This window comes from Cupriavidus sp. 05N39 (assembly GCF_056397325.1).
The window spans coordinates 13,024-34,661 of the sequence record NZ_JBFTNE010000020.1; the positions used below are offsets into that span (position 1 = coordinate 13,024).

Consider the following 21,638-nt stretch of genomic DNA (forward strand, 5'->3'; position numbering starts at 1 on the left):
CTTGATCGAGGCTTGATGCGGGCTCGGGACCCGGCTCAAGCGGGGCGCCACCGGGACGGGGCGCTAAGGTAAACTGTGCAAATGGCCATTGTACTGTATGCCTTGACGGCACTTCTCTATTGCGGCCTGGCCTATCACGGCTGGGCGACGCGCAACCCGCAGCTATCGGCTGCCGGCGCCGGCGGCGCCATCGGGGGCGCGGCGACCACCGTGTTGCTGCAGGGCGGCGGGGGCGCCGGCGGACGCGGCGAGGACCGCCCGGCCTGGTGGCATGTGCTGATGCTGGCCGCGGTGGCCAGCCACGGCCTGCTGCTGCACGAAACCATCTTCCCGGCCGACCGCATGGTGTTCGGCTTTGCCTTCGCGCTGTCGGCCATGTTGTGGCTGGGCGTGGGCATCTACTGGATCGAGAGCTTCTTCTTCTCGCTGGCCGGTCTCGGCCTGATCGTGATCCCGGTGGCGATGCTGGCCAGCCTGATGCCGCTGGCCTTTCCCGGTGCGCAGATCCTGGGCTATGCGGCGCGGCCGTTGTTCAAGCTGCACTTCATCATCGCCAACGTGGCCTACGGCCTGTTCACGCTGGCAGCCTTCCATGCTTTCCTGATGCTGCTGGCTGAACGCCGCCTGCACGGTTTCAACCGCTCGCCCCAGATCGGCCAGGCCAGCGAGCCGGCGCAATGGATAGGCCGCTGGCTGGACCTGCTGCCGCCGTTGCTGACGCTCGAAAAACTGCTGTTCCGCCTGATCGGCGCCGGCTTCGTGCTGCTGACGCTGACGATCCTGTCGGGCCTGCTGTTCTCCGAGCAACTGTTCGGACGGGCCTTCCGGCTCGATCACAAGACCGTCTTCGCGCTGCTGTCGTGGGCGATGTTCGCCGGCATCCTGGCCGGACGTACCTTTTATGGCTGGCGCGGGCGCACCGCGCTGCGCTGGGTGATCGCATCCTTCGGCATCTTGCTGCTGGCCTATGTCGGCAGCCGCTTCGTCATCGAAGTCATCCTGCACCGACTCTGAGGCCGGCATGGCACGCATCTTCCTGGTCCTGGCCGTGGTGCTGGGCTTCTTCTGGTGGCTTCGCCAGCGCGCCGAGGCGCGCCAGCGGGAGGATCGCGCCGCCCGGCATGGTTCCGCGCAAGGGTCGCAAGGCCGCACCCAGCCCGCGCAGGAACCCATGGTGCAGTGCGCGCAATGCGGCGTGCACCTGCCGCTGGGCGAAGCGATCGCCTATCGCGGCCTGCACTACTGCCGGCGCGCCCACCTGCCTGCCGACAGCGATCCGGACAGCCCGGCCGCATGAACGGTAGCATCTCGTTCTGGTCCCGCCTGAATGCCTGGCGCGCCGTCACCGCACTGTGGCGCCAGTTGGAGCCTCCCGAATTCCACTGGCGCCTGCTGCGCTATTTCAGCTGGACGCGGCTGGCGGTGGCCGTGCTGCTGCTGGGTTACGCCTGGCTGCCGGCGCAGCGCGGCGATACCGAGCGGGTCGCGCAGGGGTTGGGCAACGGCCTGGCCGCGCTGCCGCTGGCCGTGCCGTATGCCGGGGTGGCGCTGGCGATGGTGATCGCGACGCTGTGGTGGCGCCGCGGTTTTCATCTGCGGGTGCGCTTCCAGGTGCTGGCCGACCTTGTCCTGCTGGGCCTGATTTTTCTCGCGCAGGGCCACCGCGGCGAGGGATTGGCCATGATCTTCCTGCTGCCGGCGCTGCAGGCCGGCGCGCTCACCAGCCTGTTGTTCGCGCTATTCACCGCGGCGGTCTCGGCGCTGGTGGTGATGAGCGCCCCCTTCGCGCAGACCCTGCTGCTGCGCCAGGCGGACACTGGCCTGCTGGGCTCGGGTTTGTATGGCCTGGTCTTCATGATCGCGGCCTCGCTGATGTACCTGCTGGCCAACCGCCAGCTTGCGCAGGAGCGGCTGGCGCTGGCGCGCGAGCAGGAGCTGCGCCTGCAGCAGCTGGTCAACCGGCTGATGGTCAACGACATGCAGGATGGCGTGATGCTGCTGCGCGCCAACGGCGTGGTGGTGGCGGCCAACCCGGCCGCGGTGGTGCTGTTGGGCGTGCAGCCCGCCGAACGGGGCAAGCAGACGTCCACGCCGGCTACCGGGCGCGACGCGCTGTTCGACCTGCGCCAGATTCCCCGCCTGCAGCCGCTGATGGAGATGCTGCGCGACTGGGTGCGCAGCAAGGATGACGCGCCGCGCATCCTGCAATTGCTGCCGCTGCCTTCGCGGCCCTCCTCGGGCCGGGGCCCCATCCTGCATACGCGGCTGCGGCTGCGCTTCCTGCTGCCGGGGCTGGCCAGCCTGCGCTCGACCTTTGCATCCTCGCTGTCGGTCTCGCTCGGGGCGCAGAGCGCCATGAACACCGGCACCTGGAACGACCTGTCGCCCGAGGCGGCGGCGCGGCTGCGCCTGGCCATCGCGCAGAGCGAGGCCATGGCCTGGCGCCCGGAGGACGAGGCCCTGCTGCGCAGCGAGATGCGCGATACGGTGCTGGTGCACATCGAGAGCTGGGAACGCATCGCCGAGCAGGTGCAACAGGAAAAACTGGCCGCCATGGGGCGGCTGGTGGCGAGCGTGGCGCACCAGATCCGCAATCCGCTGGCGGCCATCAGCCAGGCCAGCGAACTGCTGGCCGAGACCAGCCGCCGGGGCGTGCGTCCCGGCGAGGCGGGGCGGCCCGAAGGCGATGTGGATGCCCGGCTGCTGCGCATCATCCACGACAATGTGCGCCGGCTCGACCAGGTGGTGTCGGACGTGCTGCAGATGTCGCGCCGCCCGCGCACCGAGCGCTCTGCCGTGGACCTGAACCAGGCCCTGCCCGAGATCATCAGCCGCTGGCGGCTGGAGATGCGCTCGCGCTCCGTCAACGACGATCCGGTCGGCGCGCGGCGCGTGCCGCGGCCGGCGGAGATCAACGCCAATGCGGTGCGGCTCACGGTGGATGTAGCGCGCCCGGTCATCTTCGATCCGTCGCAGCTGCAGCAGGTCCTTGGCAACCTGCTCGACAACGCCTGGCGCTATTGCAGCCGCCTGCCCGGCGCGATCCGGCTGCTGGCCCACGCGCTGGACCAGCACCACGTCGAGCTGATCATCTGGAACGATGGCGTCGAGGTGTCGCGCGAGCACCAGCGCACGCTGTTCGAGCCATTCTTTACCAGCAACGCCCAGGGCACCGGCCTGGGCCTGTTCATGGCGCGCGAGCTATGCGGCGCCAACGACGCCCAGGTACGCTACGGTACGATTTCACTTGACGCGCTGCTGGCGCAGACCGGCATGCTGGCGCCCGCGGCACGCGATACACTGCCGGCCAAGGCCTTTGTCCTGACCCTGCGCATCGACGCGCCGGACAACGCGGGCGGCTGAGCCGCGCTGCCGCCGCGAACGGTTCGCCAGGCCGTCAGCCAGGCCGCCGCGCGCCAATGCACCAATTCCACTTCGCCAGACCGCCAGACGCAGACCCATGCTCCTCAAGACGCCAGGCCCCGATCCGATTCTCGTCATCGACGACGAGGCCGACCTGCGAGAACTGCTCGATATCTCGATCCGCCGCATGGGCCACGACGTGGTGCTGGCTGGCTCGCTGGCGGAGGCGCGCCAGCAGCTAGCCGCGCGCCGCTATAGCCTGGTGCTGACCGACATGCGGCTCGGCGACGGGCTTGGCATCGATATCGTGCGCCAGCTCTCGAGTGCGCCGGAACGGGTGCCGGTCGCCGTGATCACAGCCTATGGCAGCGCCGACAACGCCGTGGAGGCGCTCAAGGCCGGCGCGTTCGACTACATCGCCAAGCCGGTCTCGCTGGACCAGTTGCGCAGCCTGATCCTCAATGCGCTGGGACGCCAGCAGCGTGACGGCGCCGAGGGTGCCGGCGCGGTTGTGCGGGAGAGCGCGGACCGCGCGGCCAGCCTGCTGCCTGGCCATTCGCCGGCCATGCATGAGGTGCGCCGCTCGCTGTCCCGGCTGGCGCGCAGCATGGCGCCGATCGTGATCAGCGGCGAGTCCGGCAGCGGCAAGGAGCGCGCCGCGCGCGCCATTCACGCGGTGAGCGCGCGCGCCGCGCATCCCTTTATCGCGGTCAATTGCGGCGCCATCCCCGAAACCCTGATGGAATCGGAGTTCTTCGGCCATGTGAAGGGAGCCTTCACGGGCGCCGACGCCGAGCGCGGCGGTTTCTTCCAGGCCGCCAACGGCGGCACGCTGCTGCTCGACGAAGTGGCCGATCTGCCGCTGGCGATGCAGGTCAAGCTGCTGCGCGTGCTGCAGGAGCGGCGCGTGCGCAAGATCGGCGCGAGCCGCGAAGAGAGCGTGGATGTACGGGTGCTGTGCGCCAGCCACAAGGATCTCTCCGCGATGGTCGCGTCCGGCCAGTTCCGCCAGGATCTGTTCTACCGGCTCAACGTGCTGGCGCTGCGCGTGCCGACGCTGCGCGAACGGCACGAAGATATCCCGGTGCTGGCGGGCGCCATCCTGGAGCACCTGGCGGTGCGCTACGGCGATCCCCATCCCAAGCGGCTTTCGGCGGCCGCGCTGCAACGCCTGTCCGACTATTCGTTCCCCGGCAACGTGCGCGAACTGGAGAACCTGCTGGAGCGGGCCTACGCCTTCGCGGAAGGCGAAACCATCGAGGTGGACGACCTTGGCCCGCTGGACGCGGGCACGGGGTATTCGGCCTTGCCGCGCCCGCCTGCCTCTGTGTCTTCGGCGGACGCGGCGCCCTGGGCGGCGCCTGTCGCCTACCCAGGGGCCGGCGCGCCACCGCCGCTGCCTGCTGTGCCGGCAGCGCCGTCCGGTCTCAGGCCGGATCTCCAGCATGAAGCGCCGCCGGAATCCCGATCCGGCGCGCACGCGGCTGCGCTTTCGCAGCCAGCGGCGCCAAGCCTGGGCGATGGGGAGGGAGCGGCTTGCCGCGCGACCTTCCCGATCGACCTGACCGGCCGCCTGGAAGCGCTTGAGCGCGACCTGATCCTGCAGGCGCTGCAGCAGACCGGTTTCAATCGCACCGCCGCCGCGCCGCTGCTGGGCCTGAGTTTCCGGCAATTGCGCTACCGCATCCAGCAACTTGGCATCCGCGAGGGCCGCGACGACGCGGCCGACGGTGCCGACGCCAGCGAAGCGATGCGCGACGGCCCGATGGGTGGGCTGCTGGCCGCCGATGGAGAGCGCGATGCCTGAGCACGACAACGGCAAGATCGCGCCCGGGCCTGGATTCCACCCGGATCCGGCCGGCTGGGTGCCCGCGGCGCGCCGCGTTCCGTCGCCCAACTTCGACGCCCGGCCCGCGCACATGCCGGTCGACCTGGTGGTGATCCACAATATCAGCCTGCCGCCGGGCCAGTTCGGCAGCGGCGATATCGAGGCCTTCTTCCAGAACCGCCTCGACCCGTCCCGCCATCCTTTCTTCGCGACGATCCATCAGGTGCGGGTTTCGGCGCATTTCCTGGTGACGCGGGAGGGCGAACTGGTCCAGTTCGTTTCCTGCCTGGACCGGGCCTGGCATGCCGGCCAATCCGAGTTCTTCGGGCGGCCGCGTTGCAATGACTTTTCCATCGGCATCGAAATTGAAGGCAGCGACGACCAGCCTTTCGCGTTGGCCCAATACCACACCACCTCCGCGCTGGTGCGTGCCCTGCTCGGCGCTTATCCGGTGCGCGCGGTGGCGGGGCACAGCGATATCGCACCCGGACGCAAGACCGATCCTGGCCCGCATTTCGACTGGGCCGGCTTTGCCGCCGCTGCTGGCGTGGCTCCGGGGCAGTTGCCTTACCGCAAAGACCAGCCTTGAAGCAAGCCTCAATTGCGGGGCCTGGGGGATAGCGTGAATCTGGGGAAAACCCTGATAAAGTCCGCGCCTATCGGAGTGGCCAGCTCAATCAAAAAAATTTCGCGTCACAGTGCGGTAACGCACCGTCGGGCGGGATCCCTTGAGTCGCTTGGGTTGGCGGGTTTGGCGCAGCGCCGCATGCTGCGCCCGCACCAGAAATCGCGCCAAAAAAGCGCTTGTCAAGACTGGTGAATCCGCCCCATTTCACTATACTTAGTCCAGTTTTTCGCATCGACCACTAGATCTAGTGGTGCTTTCGGGGAGCCGGCCTAGGTGTGCAGTTTCCGCCGCAGCAATGGCTGCGGTCCGCCGAAGGGCCGGCGCATCACAAGAGTCCCAGCAGAATCCAGCAAAGCAGCGCGCCCTCCCGGGTAAGACCGGCCGGCGTGTCAGAGCCTTTTTGCGCATTTTGCCCGGGACTCTTTGTCACTCATAAAACACGGGTCAGAACAGGAGTTCCTCATGCAGACAGCCCAGAACGACATTTCCACCGGCGCCGCCGCCGCCGGTGCAGCAGCGAACGCGCAGTCGAGCCCCGCTACTGCCGGCGCTGGCAGCTACCAGGATTACAAGATCATCCGCCGCAACGGTGCCGTTGTGGCGTTCGAGCCGAGCAAGATCTCGGTGGCGGTGACGAAGGCCTTCCTCGCCGTCAACGGCGGGCAGGGTGCCGCTTCGGCGCGTGTGCGCGAAGTGGTCGAGCAAGTGACCCAGAACGTGGTCCGCGCCCTGCTGCGCAGCCGCCCCAACGGCGGCACCTTCCATATCGAGGACGTGCAGGATCACGTGGAACTGGCGCTGATGCGCTCGGGCGAGCATGAAGTGGCCCGCTCCTATGTGCTGTACCGTGAAAAGCGCACCCAGGAGCGCGCCCAGGCCAATGCCCAGGCAGTCGCCCGCGTGCAGGAAGGCGGCGTCACGTTCAACGTGACCGATGGCGGCGTGGCCCGCGTGCTGGACCTGAACGCGCTGCACGGCCTGATCGACAATGCCTGCTCGGGCCTTGGCGACGCCGTGAGCGCCGAGCCGATCCTGAAGGAAACGCTGAAGAACCTGTACGACGGCGTGCCGATGACCCAGGTCTACGACTCCGCCATCCTGGCCGCGCGTACCCTGATCGAGAAGGACCCGGCCTACAGCCAGGTCACCGCGCGTATCCTGCTGCACACCATCCGCAAGGAAATCCTGGGAGCCGAAGTCACCCAGACCGAAATGGTGTCGCGCTACGCCGAATACTTCCCCAAGTTCATCGCCCGCGGCATCGAAGCCGAGCTGCTGGACGAAAAGCTGGCCACCTATGACCTGGCCCGCCTGGGCGCCGCACTGGACGCCCAGCGCGACTTCCAGTTCAACTACCTGGGCCTGCAGACCCTGTACGACCGCTACTTCCTGCACATCGACGAAACCCGCATCGAAATGCCGCAGGCATTCTTCATGCGCGTGGCGATGGGCCTGGCACTGGGCGAGAAGGACCGCGAAGCACGCGCCATCGAGTTCTACCAGCTGCTGTCGTCGTTCGACTTCATGTCGTCCACGCCGACCCTGTTCAACTCGGGTACCCGCCGCTCGCAGCTGTCGTCGTGCTACCTGACCACCGTGTCGGACGACCTGGAAGGCATCTACGAAGCGCTGAAGGAAAACGCGCTGCTGTCGAAGTTCGCCGGCGGCCTGGGCAACGACTGGACCAATGTGCGCGCCCTCGGCTCGCACATCAAGGGCACCAACGGCAAGTCGCAAGGCGTGGTGCCGTTCCTGAAGGTGGTAAACGACACCGCCGTGGCGGTCAACCAGGGCGGCAAGCGCAAGGGCGCGGTCTGCGCCTACCTGGAAACCTGGCACCTGGACATCGAGGAATTCCTCGAGCTGCGCAAGAACACCGGCGACGACCGCCGCCGCACCCACGACATGAACACGGCGAACTGGATTCCCGACCTGTTCATGAAGCGCGTGATGGAAGGCGGCGAGTGGACCCTGTTCTCGCCCGCCACCTGCCCGGACCTGCACGACCTGGTCGGCAAGGCCTTCGAGACCGCTTACCTGGGCTATGAAGCCAAGGCCGCCAATGGCGAGCTGAAGCTGTTCAAGAAGGTTCCCGCCATGCAGCTGTGGCGCAAGATGCTGGGCATGCTGTTCGAGACCGGCCATCCCTGGATCACCTTCAAGGATCCTTGCAACATCCGCAGCCCGCAGCAGCACGTGGGCGTGGTGCACAGCTCCAACCTGTGCACGGAAATCACGCTCAACACCAACGACAGCGAAATCGCCGTGTGCAACCTGGGTTCGGTGAACCTGGTTGCCCACCTGAAGCAGCAGGCCGACGGCACCCAGGTGCTCGACCACGCCAAGCTCGAGAAGACCATCCGCACCGCGATGCGCATGCTCGACAACGTGATCGACATCAACTACTACGCCGTGGAGAAGGCCCGCAACTCCAACCTGCGCCACCGTCCGGTCGGCATGGGCATCATGGGCTTCCAGGACTGCCTGCACATGCTGCGCCTGCCGTACGCCAGCGACGCCGCCGTGCAGTTCGCCGACACCTCGATGGAAGCGGTGTGCTACTACGCCTACCGCGCCTCCAGCGAGCTGGCCGAGGAACGCGGCCGCTACAGCACCTATGAAGGCTCGCTGTGGGATCGCGGCATCCTGCCGCAGGACTCGCTCAAGCTGCTGGCCGAAGAGCGCGGCGGCTACCTGGAAGTGGATCACTCCTCGACCATGGACTGGGACAGCCTGCGTGCGCGCATCAAGCAGCACGGCATGCGCAACTCGAACTGCATCGCGATCGCGCCGACGGCAACGATCTCGAACATCATCGGCGTGTCGGCCTGCATCGAACCGACCTTCCAGAACCTGTACGTCAAGTCCAACCTGTCGGGCGAGTTCACGGTGGTCAACGACTACCTGGTGCGCGACCTGAAGGCGCGCGGCCTGTGGGACGAAGTGATGGTCGCCGACCTGAAGTATTTCGACGGCAAGCTGGCCCGCATCGACCGCATCCCGCAAGACCTGCGCGATATCTACGCAACGGCCTTCGAAGTCGAGCCGAGCTGGCTGGTGGAAGCCGCCAGCCGCCGCCAGAAGTGGATCGACCAGGCTCAGTCCCTGAACATCTACATGGCCGGCGCCTCGGGCAAGAAGCTGGACGACACCTACAAGCTGGCCTGGCTGCGCGGCCTGAAGACTACGTACTACCTGCGCACGATGGCAGCCACCCACGTGGAGAAATCCACGGTGTCGCGCGGCTCGCTGAATGCCGTGTCGTCGGGTAGCGACGGTGGCATCGGCGCCGCCGGTATCGACCAGGCCGCCGCCTCCGCACCGGCCATGCCGGAAGCCGAGGGCGCGGTCTGCACGATGCGCCCGGGCGACGCTGGCTTCRACGAGTGCGAAGCCTGCCAGTAAGTCATTACCTGCCGGCCCCCTCGCCGCGCCGCTGCGCGGCGAGGGCCACGGCAAACCAAAGCATTCCACGGAGAACCACACCATGCTGAGCTGGGACGACGACGTTCAAGCCACCCCGCAGGCTGCCCCGCAGCCCGCGCCGAACCCCACCGCCACGCCTGCCGCCGCACGCTCTGTCGACCAGCACGGCGTGCTGCCGCCGGCCGCCACGCAGCCGGCCGGCACGGGTATCCTCGGCAACCTGCCGGCGTCCGACGCGCCGACGGACCGCCGCGTGAATGCCGCCGACAAGCGCGTCATCAACGGCTCGACCGACGTCAACCAGCTGGTGCCGTTCAAGTACAAGTGGGCCTGGGAAAAATACCTGGCCGGCTGCGCCAACCACTGGATGCCGCAGGAAATCAACATGTCGCGCGACATCGCGCTGTGGAAGGACCCGAACGGCCTGACCGAAGACGAGCGCCGCATCATCAAGCGCAACCTCGGCTTCTTCGTCACCGCCGACTCGCTGGCCGCCAACAACATCGTGCTGGGCACCTACCGCCAGATCACCGCGCCGGAATGCCGCCAGTACCTGCTGCGCCAGGCCTTCGAGGAGGCGATCCACACGCACGCCTACCAGTACATCGTGGAGTCGCTCGGCCTCAATGAAGCCGAGATTTTCAACGCGTACCACGAAGTGCAGTCGATCCGAGACAAGGACGAGTTCCTGATCCCGTTCATCGACACGCTGACCGACCCGGCCTTCAAGACCGGCACGCCGGAAAACGACCAGAAGCTGCTCAAGTCGCTGATCGTGTTCGCCTGCATCATGGAAGGCCTGTTCTTCTACGTGGGCTTCACGCAGATCCTGGCAATGGGCCGCCAGAACAAGATGACCGGCGCCGCCGAGCAGTACCAGTACATCCTGCGCGACGAATCGCTGCACTGCAATTTCGGCATCGACCTGATCAACCAGATCAAGCTCGAGAACCCGCACCTGTGGACCGCCGAGTTCAAGGAAGAGATCACCGCGCTATTCAGGAAGGCCGTGGACCTCGAATACCGCTACGCCGAGGACACCATGCCGCGCGGCGTGCTGGGCCTGAACGCGCCGATGTTCAAGGGCTACCTGCGCTTCATCTGCAACCGCCGCTGCCAGCAGATCGGCCTGGAGCAGTTGTTCCCGAACGAGGAAAACCCGTTCCCGTGGATGAGCGAGATGATCGACCTGAAGAAGGAACGCAACTTCTTCGAGACGCGTGTGATCGAGTATCAGACGGGTGGAGCGTTGTCCTGGGATTGAGCGTCGTTGTCATGTTGTTGTCGCACGCGGCATGGCGTGACGCATGAACAAAAAAGCTCCTTCGGGAGCTTTTTTGTTTTCATTGACCGCATCAGGATGAAGGCGCTCCGTCGATTCGCGTCAACGCCTCTTCAATCGCCCCCGCATCACCCGGCCGCACCAGCCGCGCGACCTCCAGGCCATCGCGCATAAACACCAGCGTGGGCCATAGCCTGACCCTGAACGCGCGGCCCAGCCGCTTGCCGCTGCCGTCCTCGATCTTGATGTGCCGGACTGCCGGATGGGCGTTCATCGCGCTGGCCAGGTGGGGCTGGGCCCGCACGCAGTGGCCGCACCACGGTGCGCCGAATTCGATCACGGCCGCCCCTTTCATCTCGTCGATCTCGGCCCGCGCCGGTTCGCGCGCAGCGTACACATCGGTCATCGTCATGGTCAGTCCCCTCGCTTGCCGGATCTCCGTTTGTGAATTGTAATTCTTGCGAACGCGGCATCGCACTGCCGACTACCAGCCGATTGGGCAATGCCGCTGGCTACCTCTAAATCCCCGACACTGGCTATTGCCCCCGCGCGTTCCGCCTCCTAGGCTGGATTGTCCTGATGGACTCCCACAAACACCAAGGAGCGTGACCATGTCATTCCCGCTTGTCCCCAACGGAACCCTGATTACCCCGACCGCCGAAGAAGGCCGCCAGCTGGCCGTGAAAATGGCAAGGCTGATCATCAGGGCGACCCAGCCCGACGACCAGGTCCGCGAAACGCTGCGGGCCGTCTATGCCAACGACGCGACCATGCTGCTGCAGGTCGGGCAGATCGTCGCAACGGAGTTTGCGACCATCGCCGCCGCGAACAATCACTGGCGCGGCTGAGCGCGGGCGTCAGGCCTGCGTGGCCTGCGGTACCTCTGCCTTGGCCGGCTTGCGCCAGCGCACCGTGGCCAGCAGCGATGCCGCGACGATCAGGCCACCGCCGGTCCACGCGGTGGCCGAGATCCTTTCCCCCAGCCACAAGGCTGCGAACAGGGCGCCAAACGCGGGTTCGCTGCCCATCAGCAAGGCCACGCGCGTGGGGCTGCTGCGCTTGATGGCGTAGTTCTGCGCGAAGAATGCGAACAGCGTGCAGGCGATCACCAGGTACAGCACCGTGGCCCAGAATGCCCCGTGGCCGGAGAGCGACGGGATGGGTTGCCACTGGGCGGGCATCAGGACCAGCGCCAGGGCCGCGCTGCCTGCGGCCACCACGCCCGCTTGCACCGCCGTCATCGTCAGAGCCGGCAGCGGCGCCGCGCGCATCACTCGCTTGGTCACGCACACCATTAGCGCCCGCAACACCGCGGCGGCCAGGATCAGTCCATCGCCGRGATTGAGGACGAACTCGCCGTCGCCGGCCAGCAACCACGCGCCCAGCAACGAGAGGGCTACCGCCGCCCATTCGATGGTGCCCGGCCTGCGCTTGAGCAGCAGCCATTCGACCAGCGGCGTCAGCACCACGCACAAGCTGATCAGGAAGGCGGCGTTGGACGCGCGCGTGAGCAGCACGCCAAACGTCTCGCACAGGAAGATGCCCAGCAGCAGTACCCCGGTGCCAAGCACGGCGCGCATCGTGGCGGCGTCGGCGTGGCGCAGCCTGGCCAGCGTGGGCGACAACACCAGGAAGGTGATGCCGAAGCGCAACGCCAGCAGGCCCAGTACGGGATAAAACACGAGCGCGCTCTTGACCGCGCCGTAGCTGCTGCCCCAGACCACGGCAACCGCGAGCAGCATCAGGTCGGACAGCAGGAGTAAGCGTTTTTGAGCAGGCATGGCGGTTCTCGGGCAATGGGTCCTGCATTGTCGAATTTTGCATCCACGGTGATAATCGGGTCGATGTGCAAAGCCTTTATGTCACAGATGCATTAATCCAGTGCACCGGCCGCGATCACGCCATATGAACCCAACCGAACTTTTCGCCTTGCTGCCCGACATGGCGGTGTTTGCGCGCGTTGTCGATGCGGGCAATTTTTCGGTCGCCGCGCGCCAGCTCGGCAGCACGCCTTCCACGGTCAGCCGCCAGATCAAGCGGCTGGAGGAAGCCTTGGCGACCCGCCTGCTGGAGCGGTCGACCCGCAAGGTGCGCGTAACGGAGTCGGGTGCGCAGGTGTACCGGTACTGCCGCGACGTGGTGAGCGCCGCGTCGGGGGCGATGGATGCGGCCGGTCACCTGATGGGCCGGCCGCAAGGCCGGGTCAGATTGAGCGCGCCGACCGCGTTTGCGAAGACGGTGATCCATCCGCTCGTGCCGGGTTTCCTGCGCGCGTACGCGGAGATCGACCTCCAGTTGCTGTTTACCGATCACGAGGTCGATCCGCTCGATGACGACCTCGATCTCGTGATCCGCCCGACCCAGCACCCGCCGCCCGGCCTTGCGGGCCGGCGCCTGGGCACGGTGCGCTGGGTGCTGTGCGCCTCGCCGGCTTACCTGCGCGCACGCGGCACGCCGGCGCATCCGCGCGAGCTCGCGCAGCACGATTGCCTGTACCTTGGCGAAACCGCCGACGACAACCGCTGGCGGTTTCGCAGAGACACCGAGACGCAGACCGTGGAGGTACGGGGGCGCTATATCGCGAACCACGCTGGCGCGCGGCTTGAAGCCGCGCAGCAGGGCTTCGGCGTCGCCAGCCTGCCGGATTTCGCCGCGGCCGGCGCGTTGCAGAGTGGCGAACTGGTGCAGGTGCTGGCCGACTGGGAGCTGCAGGCGCGCGCCTATGTGGGTTCGGTGTGGCTGCTCTATCCGCCCAATCGCTTTTTGCCACCGAAGGTGCGGGTGCTGATCGATTACCTGGCGGAACACATCGGCAGCGCCGGCTGACAAAGCTTGCGCTGCTGCCGTGGCGGTCAGCGGCTGTTTGCCGACGTGTTTTGCGAGCGCTGGTAGTCGCCCGGCGAAACCCCGACCAGCCTGGTGAAATCGCGCGTCAGGTGGGCCTGGTCGAAATAGCCGAGATCCGCGGCGAGTTGGGCAAGGCCGACTGGCTCCCCGCGCGCCAGCCGCCATGCCGCTTCCTGCAGGCGATAGCGCCGCAGCATCCATTTGGGCGACACGCCCACATATTCCTGGAACAGCCGCTGCAGGGCGCGCACGCCCACGCCGGCGTATTGCGCCAGCGCTTCCACGCTGGCCGGGCCCTGCGCGCTGGCGGCATGCGCCACCACGCGTTGCAGTTGCTCCACGGCCGGGTCTGGCGCGGGCAATGCGCCGGACAGCAGGGATTCGGCGGCGCTCACCATGGCCTCGTCACTGCCGGCATCGAGCACCAGTGCTTCCGCGTGGCGTTCGTCGCACTGCAGCAGAGGGCGCGCCGGGCGCGTGCCATCGGTCAACGCCGACATCGGCTCATCCAGAAAGGGGCGCAGGCCGCCCACGCGAAAGCGCGCGCCGAGCACATGGCCAGCGCCTTCGAGCTTGCGGTCGAAGACACCGCGCACCACGCCGAAAATCGCCGTCTGTCTGTGGTCGAACACCAGGTTGGCGTTCGGATAGGGCAGCACTCGCTGCACCTCCGGCGCGTGGCCCTCCAGGTTCCACTCGACGATCCAGTAGTGCTCGACAAAGGGCGCCAGCGCCTCGGATGGCAGATAGCGGCCGAGCCGGATGCGGCGCCCGGTGCCGCGCGGGTCAACGATGCCTTTGGGCTCGGCGGTGACGGGTGCATGCGTGTCGCGTTTTTCCAATCTGGGCATGAGGATCGGTGCAAAACTATGGGCTTCGGCAAAGCGCCATGATATCGGAGACAACCATGCCAGAATCCCGTTACTCCGGCGGCTGCCATTGCGGCGCTGTACGGTATGAAGTGGACATCGACCTGGCTGGCGCCATCGAGTGCAATTGCTCGTTATGCAGCAAGCGCGGGTTCATCTGGTCGTTCACCCCCGCGGACAAGTTCACGCTGACCGACGGCGCGCAGGCCACGCGCACTTACAAGTTCAACAAGCATGTGATCGACCATCGCTTCTGCGAGACCTGCGGCGTGGAGGCCTACGCGCTGGGCAGCATGCCGGACGGCTCGCGCGTGGCGGCCATCAATGTGCGCTGCCTGGATGGCGTCGACCTGACACAACTGCAGCCCAGGAAAGTGGATGGCGCCAGCCTGTAGCGGCGCTCTCTTCCGATCCGATCCGATCTTACCGATTGCTTTCCCCCTCTGGAGCCAACGCAATGTCCCAGCCTGAAGTCACCCTGTTCCACTCGCCCAATACGCGTTCCACCGGCGCACTGACCCTGCTCGAGGAACTGGGCGTGCCGTATCGCCTCCACCCGCTCAACATGAAGGCCGGCGAGCAGCGCGAGCCGGCTTACCTGGCCATCAATCCGATGGGCAAGGTGCCGGCGATTCTTCATGGCGACGCGCTGGTGACAGAGCAGACCGCCGTGTTCATCTTCCTGGCCGACCTCTTCCCGCAGGCAAGACTCGCTCCCGGGCTGACCGATCCGCTGCGCGGGCCTTACCTGCGCTGGATGGCGTTCTACGGCTCGTGCTTCGAGCCGGCGCTGGTGGACCGCTCGCAGCAGCGCGAGACGCCGCGCGCGATGTGTCCCTATGGAGACTACGACACCACGATCGGCACGCTGCTCGGCCAGCTGGAAAAAGGGCCCTACCTGCTGGGCGATACCTTCACCGCCGCCGATGTGCTGTGGGGCACCGCGCTGACCTGGACCACCATGTTCAAGCTGGTCGAGGCGACGCCGGTGGTGCAGGCTTATATCGACCGCATCAACGCGCGTCCGGCGGTGGCGCGCGCGCGTGCGATCGACGCCAGGCTGGTGGCGGAGCAGGGCGGCTGATCGACTCGGCCAACGACGGCGGCGCGCGGACAAGCGCCGCCGCTCACAGCTCCAGCACCAGCCGCGTGCACTTCGCGCGCGAGCAGCACGCCATCATCTTCGTATTGGCTTCGCGCTCGGCGCGGGTGAGCACCACGTCGCGATGATCCACTTCGCCGGCCAGCACGCGCACTTCGCACGAGCCGCACAGGCCTTCTTCGCAATCGCTCTGCATGTCGATGTTTGCGGCGCGCAGCGCGGCCAGCAGGGTCTGGCCGGGCGCCACCGTGACGACAAGGCCGGAGTCCTTCAGCTCGGCTTCGAAGGCCTGCTCCTGGCCGGGGTCCAGGGTGCTCAGCGCGGACTGGAAATGCTCGATCCGCAGCGCGTCCTCGGGCCAGCCCGCGCAGGCTTGCTGCAGGGCTTCGAGCATGCGCGCCGGGCCGCAGGCGTAGATCTGCGTATCCGGCTCGGGATGCGCGAGCAGGCTGGCGAAATCGTTGCGCCGTCCTTCGTCCCTGGCGTAGAGATGCAGGCGATCGCCATGCAGCGCGGACAGTTCGTCGAGCAGTGCCATGGATGCGCGTGAACGGCCGCTGTAGTGCAGTTCGTAGTCCATGCCGAGCAGCTTCGCCCGCCGCGCCATCGCGCTGACGGGCGTGATGCCGATGCCGCCGGCGATAAGAATCAGCTTGCCCGCGCTCTCGTCCAGCCGGAAGTGATTGCGCGGTCCGCGGATCTTCAGCCGGTCCCCGGCCTTTACGCTGTCATGGACCCATGCGGAGCCGCCGCGGCCTTGCGCTTCCCGCAGCACGGCGATCTCCAGCGCGCCGCTGTCGTCCGGATCGCCGCACAGCGAGTACTGCCGCGACAGGCCGGTATCGCCGCATTCCACGTCGATATGCGAGCCCGGTGTCCAGCGCGGCATCGGCTGGCCATCGGGCGATACCAGCCGCAGCCTGACGATGCCCTCGGCCGCGCGGGCTGCGCCAGCCACCACCACCGGCCGGCTCAGGGCATGGCCCGAAGGCTCGCCGATGCGTACCGGCACCTGTACGTCCAGCAAGGCAGGGTCGGCGCGCTCGGGATTCTGCCTCGGGTCCCACTCCACCCACACGTGCTCGGGGCCGCGGAACGAGGTGTTGGGTACGTAGCTGAAGCGCTGCTCCGCCAGGCGCATATGGGGCAGGCGCCGCGTGAGTTCCTCCAGGAAAACCTGCATCTCCATGCGCGCCAGGTTCTTGCCCATGCACTGGTGCGAACCGTAGCCGAAGGTGAGCTGGTCGCTGGCGTTTTCTCGGCGGATGTCGAACAGATCCGCGTCGGCGAAGTGCCGCTCGTCGTGATTGGCCGACGACGTCACGATCAGCAGCCTGGAGCCGGCGGGAATGTCCACGCCGCCAACCTGCACGTCGCGCGTGGCCAGGCGCCGCCAGGCGGCCACCGAGCCGTTGTGCCGCAGGCATTCCTCCACCGCGTTCGGGATCAGGCCCGGGTCCTCGCAGATCTCCTGCCATGCGCGCGGATGCTGCAGCAGCAGCTTGATGGCATTGGCGGTCGCATTGGCGGTGGTTTCATGCGCGGCGACAATGCCGGCCATCATCATCGAATGGAGGTAGGAGTCCGTCACGATCTCCGGGTGCTCCTGCTGCTTGCGGATGCCGTAGCGCATCCACCCCGGCCCGGACGGGTCCTGCCGCATCTTGTCGAGGATCTTGCCGGCGAGCTGCCAGAAGTTGCCCACCGCATGCGCGACCTCCACCTGCTCCTCCGGCTTGGGCCGCCCCCAGGTGTTCACCGTATGCGCGATGGAATACTTGCGCAGCAGGTCCATGTCTTCCTCGGGCACGCCGAGAAAATGCAGCGCCACGGTCAGCGGCACTTCCCACAGCATCTGGTCGACCAGGTCGGCGCGGCCGTCGTCGATAAAGCGGTCGACATACTCGCGCGCCAGCCTGCGCACCATGGGTTCGTGATGCTTGAGTTCCTCCGGCGTGAAAGGCTCCATCAGCACGCGGCGCCGCGGCATGTGCGCGGGCTCGTCTTCGTTGACGAGCGTGCGGTTCATGGCGTAGCCGTAAGAGGCCAGCACGGCGTTGGCCTCCGGCCCGGTCGGCGTGATCTTCTCCAGCGCGATGGAGGGGCTGAACGTGAGGTTGTCGCGGAAGATCGCTTTGATATCGTCGTAGCGCGTCACCACCCAGTAGCCCAGATTCGGGCTGTAGAAGACGGGCTCCTGTTCGCGCGCCCAGCGCACGTATTCGGGCGGGTCCTGCTGGTAGGCATCCTCGAAGGGATCGAAGCCGGCGGCGCCCTGGCTGACCGGGCAGCCGGTTGGCGTGCGTTGCGCCGCCAGCAAGCTGTGGTCAACGGGGCATCCCGAGGCGCGCGGATTGGGGGTGGCGTTGGCCATGCTTGTTGCTCCGGTGTTCGTTTTGCGGGGTCCTTGCGCGACAAGGCGCGGCGGTCAGTCCAGGGTGATCTTCAGGTCGCGGATCAGCTTGTGCCAGCGTGTGGTCTCGCTGCGCAGCAGCTCAGCGTATTGCGCGGGCGTGTTGCCCACAGGCTCCACGCCGAAGTCCACCAGCCGCTTGTTGACGGCCGGCTCCTTGATGGCGGCCACCACCTGCTTGTTCAGCGTGGCGATGATGTCCGGCGGCGTGGCGGCCGGCACTACCATGCCGACCAGGGCCGCGGCTTCCACGTTCTTGTAGCCCGCCTCGGCAAAGGTTGGCACGTCCGGCAACTGGGGCAGGCGGGTCGGGTTGGCCACGGCCAGCGCCTTGACCTTGCCGCCCTTGATAAAGCCCGCGCCCGCGGCGAGGTCGACCATCATGGCCGGGACCTGCCCGCCGGCCACGTCGGCCAGCGCGGGCGCCGCGCCGCGATAAGGGGCGTGGACCATATTCAGTCCGGCTTCCACCTTGAGCAGTTCCATCGCAAGATGGTGCGGGCTGCCCGCGCCCGCGGAGGCATAGTCGATGCCGCCCGCCTTGGACCTGGCGCGGGCGATGAACTCCTGCACGTTGCTGACGTTCATGCCGGGGCCGACCACCAGGATCATCGGGAAGCGGCCCAGCAGGGTGACGGGTGCCAGATCCTTGACCGGATTGTAGGAAAGGGTCTTGTACAGTGCCGGGTTGAACACCAGCGTGCCGTTGTCCGCCGACAGCACCGTATAGCCGTCCGCCGGGGAGCGTGCGGTCTCCGCCGCGGCAATTGCCGTGTTGCCGCCCGGCTTGTTGTCTACCACCACCGGCTGGCCAAGCCGGGCGGAAAGCGCCTGGCCGATGGAGCGCGCCAGGAAGTCAGATCCGCCGCCGGCCGCATAGGGCACCACCCAGCGGACCGGCTTGGACGGGAAGGCGGTTTCCGCGCTGGCGGTGGCCGCCAGCAAGGGGATGGCGGCCAGGCCCATGGCGATGCATTTGCGGACTGTGATCATCTTGTCTCCTGTTTCCCGTTTTGTTGTCGGCAGCGGCTTGGCGGCTGTTTGCGTCTTCGACTTCGTTATGCGTAAATGATATACGCATTGCGTAATCTGGCGATGCGGGTTAACGTGGATTAACGCGGGTTTGCGGGCGCCGTGCCAATGTTCCTGACGCGGCGGCCCGCACCGCACTAGAATCTCCGGCCATGAAGACAACACTCGATCCAGACGACGCCGCGTTGCCCGCGGAGCCGCCGGCGCGCGAGCGGCGGCAGCGCGTGCAATCGGCGCAGACCGGCATGACCGTGCTCAAGGGGCTGGCCAATCTCGGCGGGCGCGCCAGCCTGACCGCGCTGGCCGCGCATATCGCCGAAAGCCCGGCCAAGGTGCACCGCTACCTGGCCAGCCTGATCGATGAGGGGCTGGTGGCGCAGGAGTCGGGGTCGCAGCAGTATTTTCTCGGCGTGGAGGCCATGCTGATCGGCCTGGCGGCGATGCGGCAGGTGGATCCGGTCCGGATCGCCGAGCCGTCGCTGATCCGCTTGCGCGAGAGCCTTGACGTCACCTGCTTCGTGGCCGTGATGGGGAACAAGGGCCCGACCATCGTGCGTTTCGAGGAGCCCGGGCTTCCCGTGACGGTCAATGTGCGCGTGGGATCGGTGTTGTCGATGTTGTGGTCGGCCACGGGGCGCACGCTGCTCGGCCTGCTGGACGAGCCGCGCGTGCGCGCGATGGCGGAAGAAGAGCTCGCCGCGGCGGCGCCGGAGTTGCGCGCGCAGCTCGATCGTGACGATCCTGTCGGGGTGCTGCGAGAGGAAGTGCGGCGAGCGGGGTGCGCGGTGGTGCGGGATACCAACCTGAAGGGCATCAGCGCCGTGGCCGCGCCGTTGTACGACTACACAGGCCGCATCTGTGGGGTAATCACGGCGCTGGGCGCCACGGGCGGCTTCGATGCCGCGATGGACGGGCCGATTGCCATCGCCGTGCGCCGCGAGGCGCAGGCGGCCAGCGCGCTGCTGGGATACGCCGCGGCACCGCAGGGCGGCGGTGCTGTTTAATGCTTGCCAGGGCGCGGGCCTGTCAATCAGGCCCGCCGGCTCAGGCCTTGCGCTCGCCGCCCAGTGCTTCGGTCAGATCCGACAACATATTGGCCAGTTCGCCGGCCATCATGGTGAAGTCGCCGTCGAAGCGTTCGTCTTCATCGCTTGCGCTGGCGCCGGCCTGTTCCTTGATCACGTCCAGCGGCGCCACGCGCTTGATCGTCAGTGACTCGGTCAGCACGAAGGACACGCGGTCGTTCCAGGTCATCGCCAGGCGCGTGCAGCGCTTGCCGGCGGCGATATGGCGGCGCAGGTCCTCGGCATCCAGCGGGTGGCGCACATAGCGCACCGTGGCTTTGCTTTCGGCGCTGGATTGCAGTTCCATCTCCTGGTCGACGGTGAAGCCGGCCGGCGCCGTGTCGGTGGCCAGCCAGTCGGTCATGGCGGCGACCGGCGACTGGTTCACATGCAGGTTTTCCAGCGGCAGCGGGTCGATCGCCTTGAACAGCAGGCCGCGCACTTCGTCGGCCTTGGCGGGGGCGGCGGCGTCGATGGCAAGCCAGCCGTTGACCGGATCGATCCACACACGGGTGTCCCGGCGGATGCTGAACGCGCGCGGCAGCAGCTCTTCGGTGATCTGTTCCTTGAGTTCGCGCATCTGCTTGCGGCCCGGCTTGAAGCCTTGCTGCTCTTCCAGCTCGGCGGCGCGCGCCTTGGTGACCTGGTTGACCACGGTGGAGGGCAGCAGTTTTTTCTCGGTGCGCATGGTCAGCAGCATCTGCTTGCCGACCTGATGCACCAGGGCGCCGTTTTCACGCGGCGAGGCCCAACCCTGGGTCTGCATTTCCAGGCTGGTGCCGGGGAAGAAGGCGTGGCGCGCCAGGCAGGCTTCGACCTCGTCGGCGGCGAGGGACCACGGTGCGGACAGACGGTGCAGCTGGAGATTCTTGAACCACATGGGAATTCGGCCAAAGGGAGCGATTCTAGCCGGTTAGCGTGTCGGATGCGGTAACAATGCGTGAGGGAGTTTGGCCGGAGTGGCGGCGCAGTGGCAGCAGGGCCGGAAAAGACAGGGGCCGGGCTGCTTTCGCAACCCGGCCCCGCATGCAGGCCGGCGTCAGGCCGGCTTGCGTGGCTTCAGATATCGAGCTTGCTGATCTTCGAGCCTGTCAGGCTTACGCCGCCCATCAGGCCCGCGTTGGTGACCACGAAGCCAACGATAGGCTGCTGGGCGGTATTGGTGTCCAGCTGTCCATTCGCGCCGATCGTCGCCAAAGCCACGGTGGCGTCCACGCCAGCGGTCCAGCCGCTGCTGGCGACGAACTTGTCGAATGCATCCTGCGTAATGAACATGAGGATGACGGCCTTGGACTGCGCCCCGAACTGAAAGCCGAACGAGCCCGTGATGAGACGGTAATAGCCACGGTTGGCGCCGCCCGCGCGCAGTGCGCCATCGCCATATTCGCCGCCCACGAAGAAGCCGGCCGAGATGACGTTGGGGAAGACCAGGATGCCGCGCGCGCGGTTGGCGAGTTCGTGCGAACCCTTCGCCGTCTCGTACAGCTTGTTGAGCGTACCGTCCACGCCGCCATCGATCTCGCGGCGCTTGGCCGCCTTGTCGGTGGGGGCATTGGGTGTGGTGGTACACGCGCCCAGCAGGCCTGAACTTGCCACCACCAGTCCAGCCCCTACCGTCAGAAACGATCTGCGTTCCATGCTCACTCTCCTGATTGTTTTACCTCTCACTGCACCGGATACCCCGGAGCCACTCTGCGCACCCCACATAAAGGATAGGCGTAATCGGCACTTGTAGAAACTTGAAATCTCGCCGCTAATCTTGTTCTCGGGTTTTCCCGAAAAGC

General features: G+C 66.8%; 19 protein-coding genes. 12 read left to right on the forward strand and 7 right to left on the reverse strand.

The genetic code is table 11. The features are described from left to right. Window positions 1-81: 81 nt before the first annotated feature. From AC1DN0_RS12150 to AC1DN0_RS12180, 7 genes are all read left to right on the forward strand, one after another. The gene (locus AC1DN0_RS12150) at window positions 82-1,014 is read left to right on the forward strand and encodes a cytochrome C assembly family protein (RefSeq protein WP_441625590.1); all 933 of its coding nucleotides are present in this window, start codon (window positions 82-84) and stop codon (window positions 1,012-1,014) included. Between the two features lie 7 nt (window positions 1,015-1,021). Further along, window positions 1,022-1,297 (forward strand): PP0621 family protein, encoded by a 276-nt coding sequence (locus AC1DN0_RS12155; RefSeq protein ID WP_441625588.1) that lies wholly within the window; start codon window positions 1,022-1,024, stop codon window positions 1,295-1,297. Beyond that, window positions 1,294-3,363 carry a sensor histidine kinase gene (locus AC1DN0_RS12160; RefSeq protein ID WP_441625586.1) on the forward strand — a complete coding sequence of 690 codons (2,070 nt, stop codon included), beginning with the start codon at window positions 1,294-1,296 and terminating at the stop codon, window positions 3,361-3,363. The genes AC1DN0_RS12155 and AC1DN0_RS12160 overlap by 4 nt, the downstream gene beginning before the upstream one ends. A gap of 97 nt (window positions 3,364-3,460) precedes the next feature. Further along, entirely contained in the window at window positions 3,461-5,170 is a 1,710-nt protein-coding gene (locus AC1DN0_RS12165; protein WP_441625584.1) for a sigma-54-dependent transcriptional regulator, read from the forward strand. Next, window positions 5,163-5,780 (forward strand): 1,6-anhydro-N-acetylmuramyl-L-alanine amidase AmpD, encoded by a 618-nt coding sequence (gene ampD / locus AC1DN0_RS12170; RefSeq protein WP_441625582.1) that lies wholly within the window; start codon window positions 5,163-5,165, stop codon window positions 5,778-5,780. Before AC1DN0_RS12165 ends, ampD begins: the two co-directional genes overlap by 8 nt. Before the next feature lie 501 nt (window positions 5,781-6,281). After that, window positions 6,282-9,224: a ribonucleoside-diphosphate reductase subunit alpha gene (locus AC1DN0_RS12175; protein ID WP_477145747.1), complete on the forward strand. Its 2,943-nt coding sequence runs from the start codon at window positions 6,282-6,284 to the stop codon at window positions 9,222-9,224. 82 nt (window positions 9,225-9,306) lie between these two features. Further along, window positions 9,307-10,509 (forward strand): ribonucleotide-diphosphate reductase subunit beta, encoded by a 1,203-nt coding sequence (locus AC1DN0_RS12180; protein WP_035875536.1) that lies wholly within the window; start codon window positions 9,307-9,309, stop codon window positions 10,507-10,509. A gap of 91 nt (window positions 10,510-10,600) precedes the next feature. On the opposite strand, the gene AC1DN0_RS12185 is transcribed toward AC1DN0_RS12180, so the two are convergent. Continuing rightward, a complete protein-coding gene (locus AC1DN0_RS12185; protein ID WP_441625578.1) occupies window positions 10,601-10,939 on the reverse strand; it encodes a thioredoxin family protein in 339 nt (112 codons plus the stop codon). Window positions 10,940-11,138: 199 nt separating this feature from the next. Between AC1DN0_RS12185 and AC1DN0_RS12190 the strand changes: the two genes are divergently transcribed. Then, entirely contained in the window at window positions 11,139-11,375 is a 237-nt protein-coding gene (locus AC1DN0_RS12190; RefSeq protein WP_441625576.1) for a hexameric tyrosine-coordinated heme protein, read from the forward strand. 9 nt (window positions 11,376-11,384) lie between these two features. Here the strand turns inward: AC1DN0_RS12190 and AC1DN0_RS12195 are convergent, their stop codons facing one another. Beyond that, window positions 11,385-12,308 carry a DMT family transporter gene (locus tag AC1DN0_RS12195; protein WP_477145748.1) on the reverse strand — a complete coding sequence of 308 codons (924 nt, stop codon included), beginning with the start codon at window positions 12,306-12,308 and terminating at the stop codon, window positions 11,385-11,387. A gap of 124 nt (window positions 12,309-12,432) precedes the next feature. Here AC1DN0_RS12195 and AC1DN0_RS12200 point away from each other — a divergent pair, with 124 nt between their 5' ends. Further along, entirely contained in the window at window positions 12,433-13,353 is a 921-nt protein-coding gene (locus tag AC1DN0_RS12200) for a LysR family transcriptional regulator (RefSeq protein ID WP_477102589.1), read from the forward strand. A gap of 26 nt (window positions 13,354-13,379) precedes the next feature. Here AC1DN0_RS12200 and AC1DN0_RS12205 read toward each other — a convergent pair whose 3' ends face one another. Beyond that, entirely contained in the window at window positions 13,380-14,225 is an 846-nt protein-coding gene (locus AC1DN0_RS12205; RefSeq protein WP_441625570.1) for an AraC family transcriptional regulator, read from the reverse strand. Window positions 14,226-14,281: 56 nt separating this feature from the next. On the opposite strand from AC1DN0_RS12205, the gene AC1DN0_RS12210 reads away from it, so the two are divergent. Both AC1DN0_RS12210 and AC1DN0_RS12215 read left to right on the forward strand, forming a co-directional pair. Continuing rightward, complete coding sequence (locus AC1DN0_RS12210; protein ID WP_035875530.1) at window positions 14,282-14,638, forward strand: GFA family protein; 357 nt, start codon at window positions 14,282-14,284, stop codon at window positions 14,636-14,638. 62 nt (window positions 14,639-14,700) lie between these two features. Continuing rightward, window positions 14,701-15,327 (forward strand): glutathione S-transferase family protein, encoded by a 627-nt coding sequence (locus AC1DN0_RS12215; RefSeq protein ID WP_441625568.1) that lies wholly within the window; start codon window positions 14,701-14,703, stop codon window positions 15,325-15,327. Window positions 15,328-15,370: 43 nt separating this feature from the next. Here AC1DN0_RS12215 and AC1DN0_RS12220 read toward each other — a convergent pair whose 3' ends face one another. Together AC1DN0_RS12220 and AC1DN0_RS12225 are read right to left on the reverse strand one after the other, a co-directional pair. Beyond that, complete coding sequence (locus tag AC1DN0_RS12220) at window positions 15,371-17,719, reverse strand: cytochrome P450/oxidoreductase (protein WP_441625566.1); 2,349 nt, start codon at window positions 17,717-17,719, stop codon at window positions 15,371-15,373. 54 nt (window positions 17,720-17,773) lie between these two features. Then, entirely contained in the window at window positions 17,774-18,724 is a 951-nt protein-coding gene (locus tag AC1DN0_RS12225; protein WP_414629495.1) for a Bug family tripartite tricarboxylate transporter substrate binding protein, read from the reverse strand. A gap of 218 nt (window positions 18,725-18,942) precedes the next feature. On the opposite strand from AC1DN0_RS12225, the gene AC1DN0_RS12230 reads away from it, so the two are divergent. Then, a complete protein-coding gene (locus tag AC1DN0_RS12230) occupies window positions 18,943-19,794 on the forward strand; it encodes an IclR family transcriptional regulator (protein WP_441625564.1) in 852 nt (283 codons plus the stop codon). Between the two features lie 40 nt (window positions 19,795-19,834). On the opposite strand, the gene AC1DN0_RS12235 is transcribed toward AC1DN0_RS12230, so the two are convergent. Together AC1DN0_RS12235 and AC1DN0_RS12240 are read right to left on the reverse strand one after the other, a co-directional pair. Beyond that, entirely contained in the window at window positions 19,835-20,734 is a 900-nt protein-coding gene (locus AC1DN0_RS12235; protein WP_035875521.1) for a recombination-associated protein RdgC, read from the reverse strand. A 179-nt stretch (window positions 20,735-20,913) separates the two neighbouring features. Next, window positions 20,914-21,492 carry a BPSL1445 family SYLF domain-containing lipoprotein gene (locus AC1DN0_RS12240; RefSeq protein WP_441625562.1) on the reverse strand — a complete coding sequence of 193 codons (579 nt, stop codon included), beginning with the start codon at window positions 21,490-21,492 and terminating at the stop codon, window positions 20,914-20,916. Window positions 21,493-21,638: the final 146 nt, after the last annotated feature.

Excerpts from the sequence above, each read along its gene's own strand:
- AC1DN0_RS12150 (WP_441625590.1), top strand. The coding sequence starts at position 82 with ATGGCCATTGTACTGTATGCCTTGACGGCACTTCTCTATTGCGGCCTG.
- AC1DN0_RS12155 (WP_441625588.1), top strand. The coding sequence starts at position 1,022 with ATGGCACGCATCTTCCTGGTCCTGGCCGTGGTGCTGGGCTTCTTCTGG.
- AC1DN0_RS12160 (WP_441625586.1), top strand. The coding sequence starts at position 1,294 with ATGAACGGTAGCATCTCGTTCTGGTCCCGCCTGAATGCCTGGCGCGCC.
- AC1DN0_RS12165 (WP_441625584.1), top strand. The coding sequence starts at position 3,461 with ATGCTCCTCAAGACGCCAGGCCCCGATCCGATTCTCGTCATCGACGAC.
- ampD (WP_441625582.1), top strand. The coding sequence starts at position 5,163 with ATGCCTGAGCACGACAACGGCAAGATCGCGCCCGGGCCTGGATTCCAC.
- AC1DN0_RS12180 (WP_035875536.1), top strand. The coding sequence starts at position 9,307 with ATGCTGAGCTGGGACGACGACGTTCAAGCCACCCCGCAGGCTGCCCCG.
- AC1DN0_RS12185 (WP_441625578.1), bottom strand. The coding sequence starts at position 10,939 with ATGACGATGACCGATGTGTACGCTGCGCGCGAACCGGCGCGGGCCGAG.
- AC1DN0_RS12190 (WP_441625576.1), top strand. The coding sequence starts at position 11,139 with ATGTCATTCCCGCTTGTCCCCAACGGAACCCTGATTACCCCGACCGCC.
- AC1DN0_RS12200 (WP_477102589.1), top strand. The coding sequence starts at position 12,433 with ATGAACCCAACCGAACTTTTCGCCTTGCTGCCCGACATGGCGGTGTTT.
- AC1DN0_RS12205 (WP_441625570.1), bottom strand. The coding sequence starts at position 14,225 with ATGCCCAGATTGGAAAAACGCGACACGCATGCACCCGTCACCGCCGAG.
- AC1DN0_RS12210 (WP_035875530.1), top strand. The coding sequence starts at position 14,282 with ATGCCAGAATCCCGTTACTCCGGCGGCTGCCATTGCGGCGCTGTACGG.
- AC1DN0_RS12215 (WP_441625568.1), top strand. The coding sequence starts at position 14,701 with ATGTCCCAGCCTGAAGTCACCCTGTTCCACTCGCCCAATACGCGTTCC.
- AC1DN0_RS12220 (WP_441625566.1), bottom strand. The coding sequence starts at position 17,719 with ATGGCCAACGCCACCCCCAATCCGCGCGCCTCGGGATGCCCCGTTGAC.
- AC1DN0_RS12225 (WP_414629495.1), bottom strand. The coding sequence starts at position 18,724 with ATGGGCCTGGCCGCCATCCCCTTGCTGGCGGCCACCGCCAGCGCGGAA.
- AC1DN0_RS12230 (WP_441625564.1), top strand. The coding sequence starts at position 18,943 with ATGAAGACAACACTCGATCCAGACGACGCCGCGTTGCCCGCGGAGCCG.
- AC1DN0_RS12235 (WP_035875521.1), bottom strand. The coding sequence starts at position 20,734 with ATGTGGTTCAAGAATCTCCAGCTGCACCGTCTGTCCGCACCGTGGTCC.
- AC1DN0_RS12240 (WP_441625562.1), bottom strand. The coding sequence starts at position 21,492 with ATGGAACGCAGATCGTTTCTGACGGTAGGGGCTGGACTGGTGGTGGCA.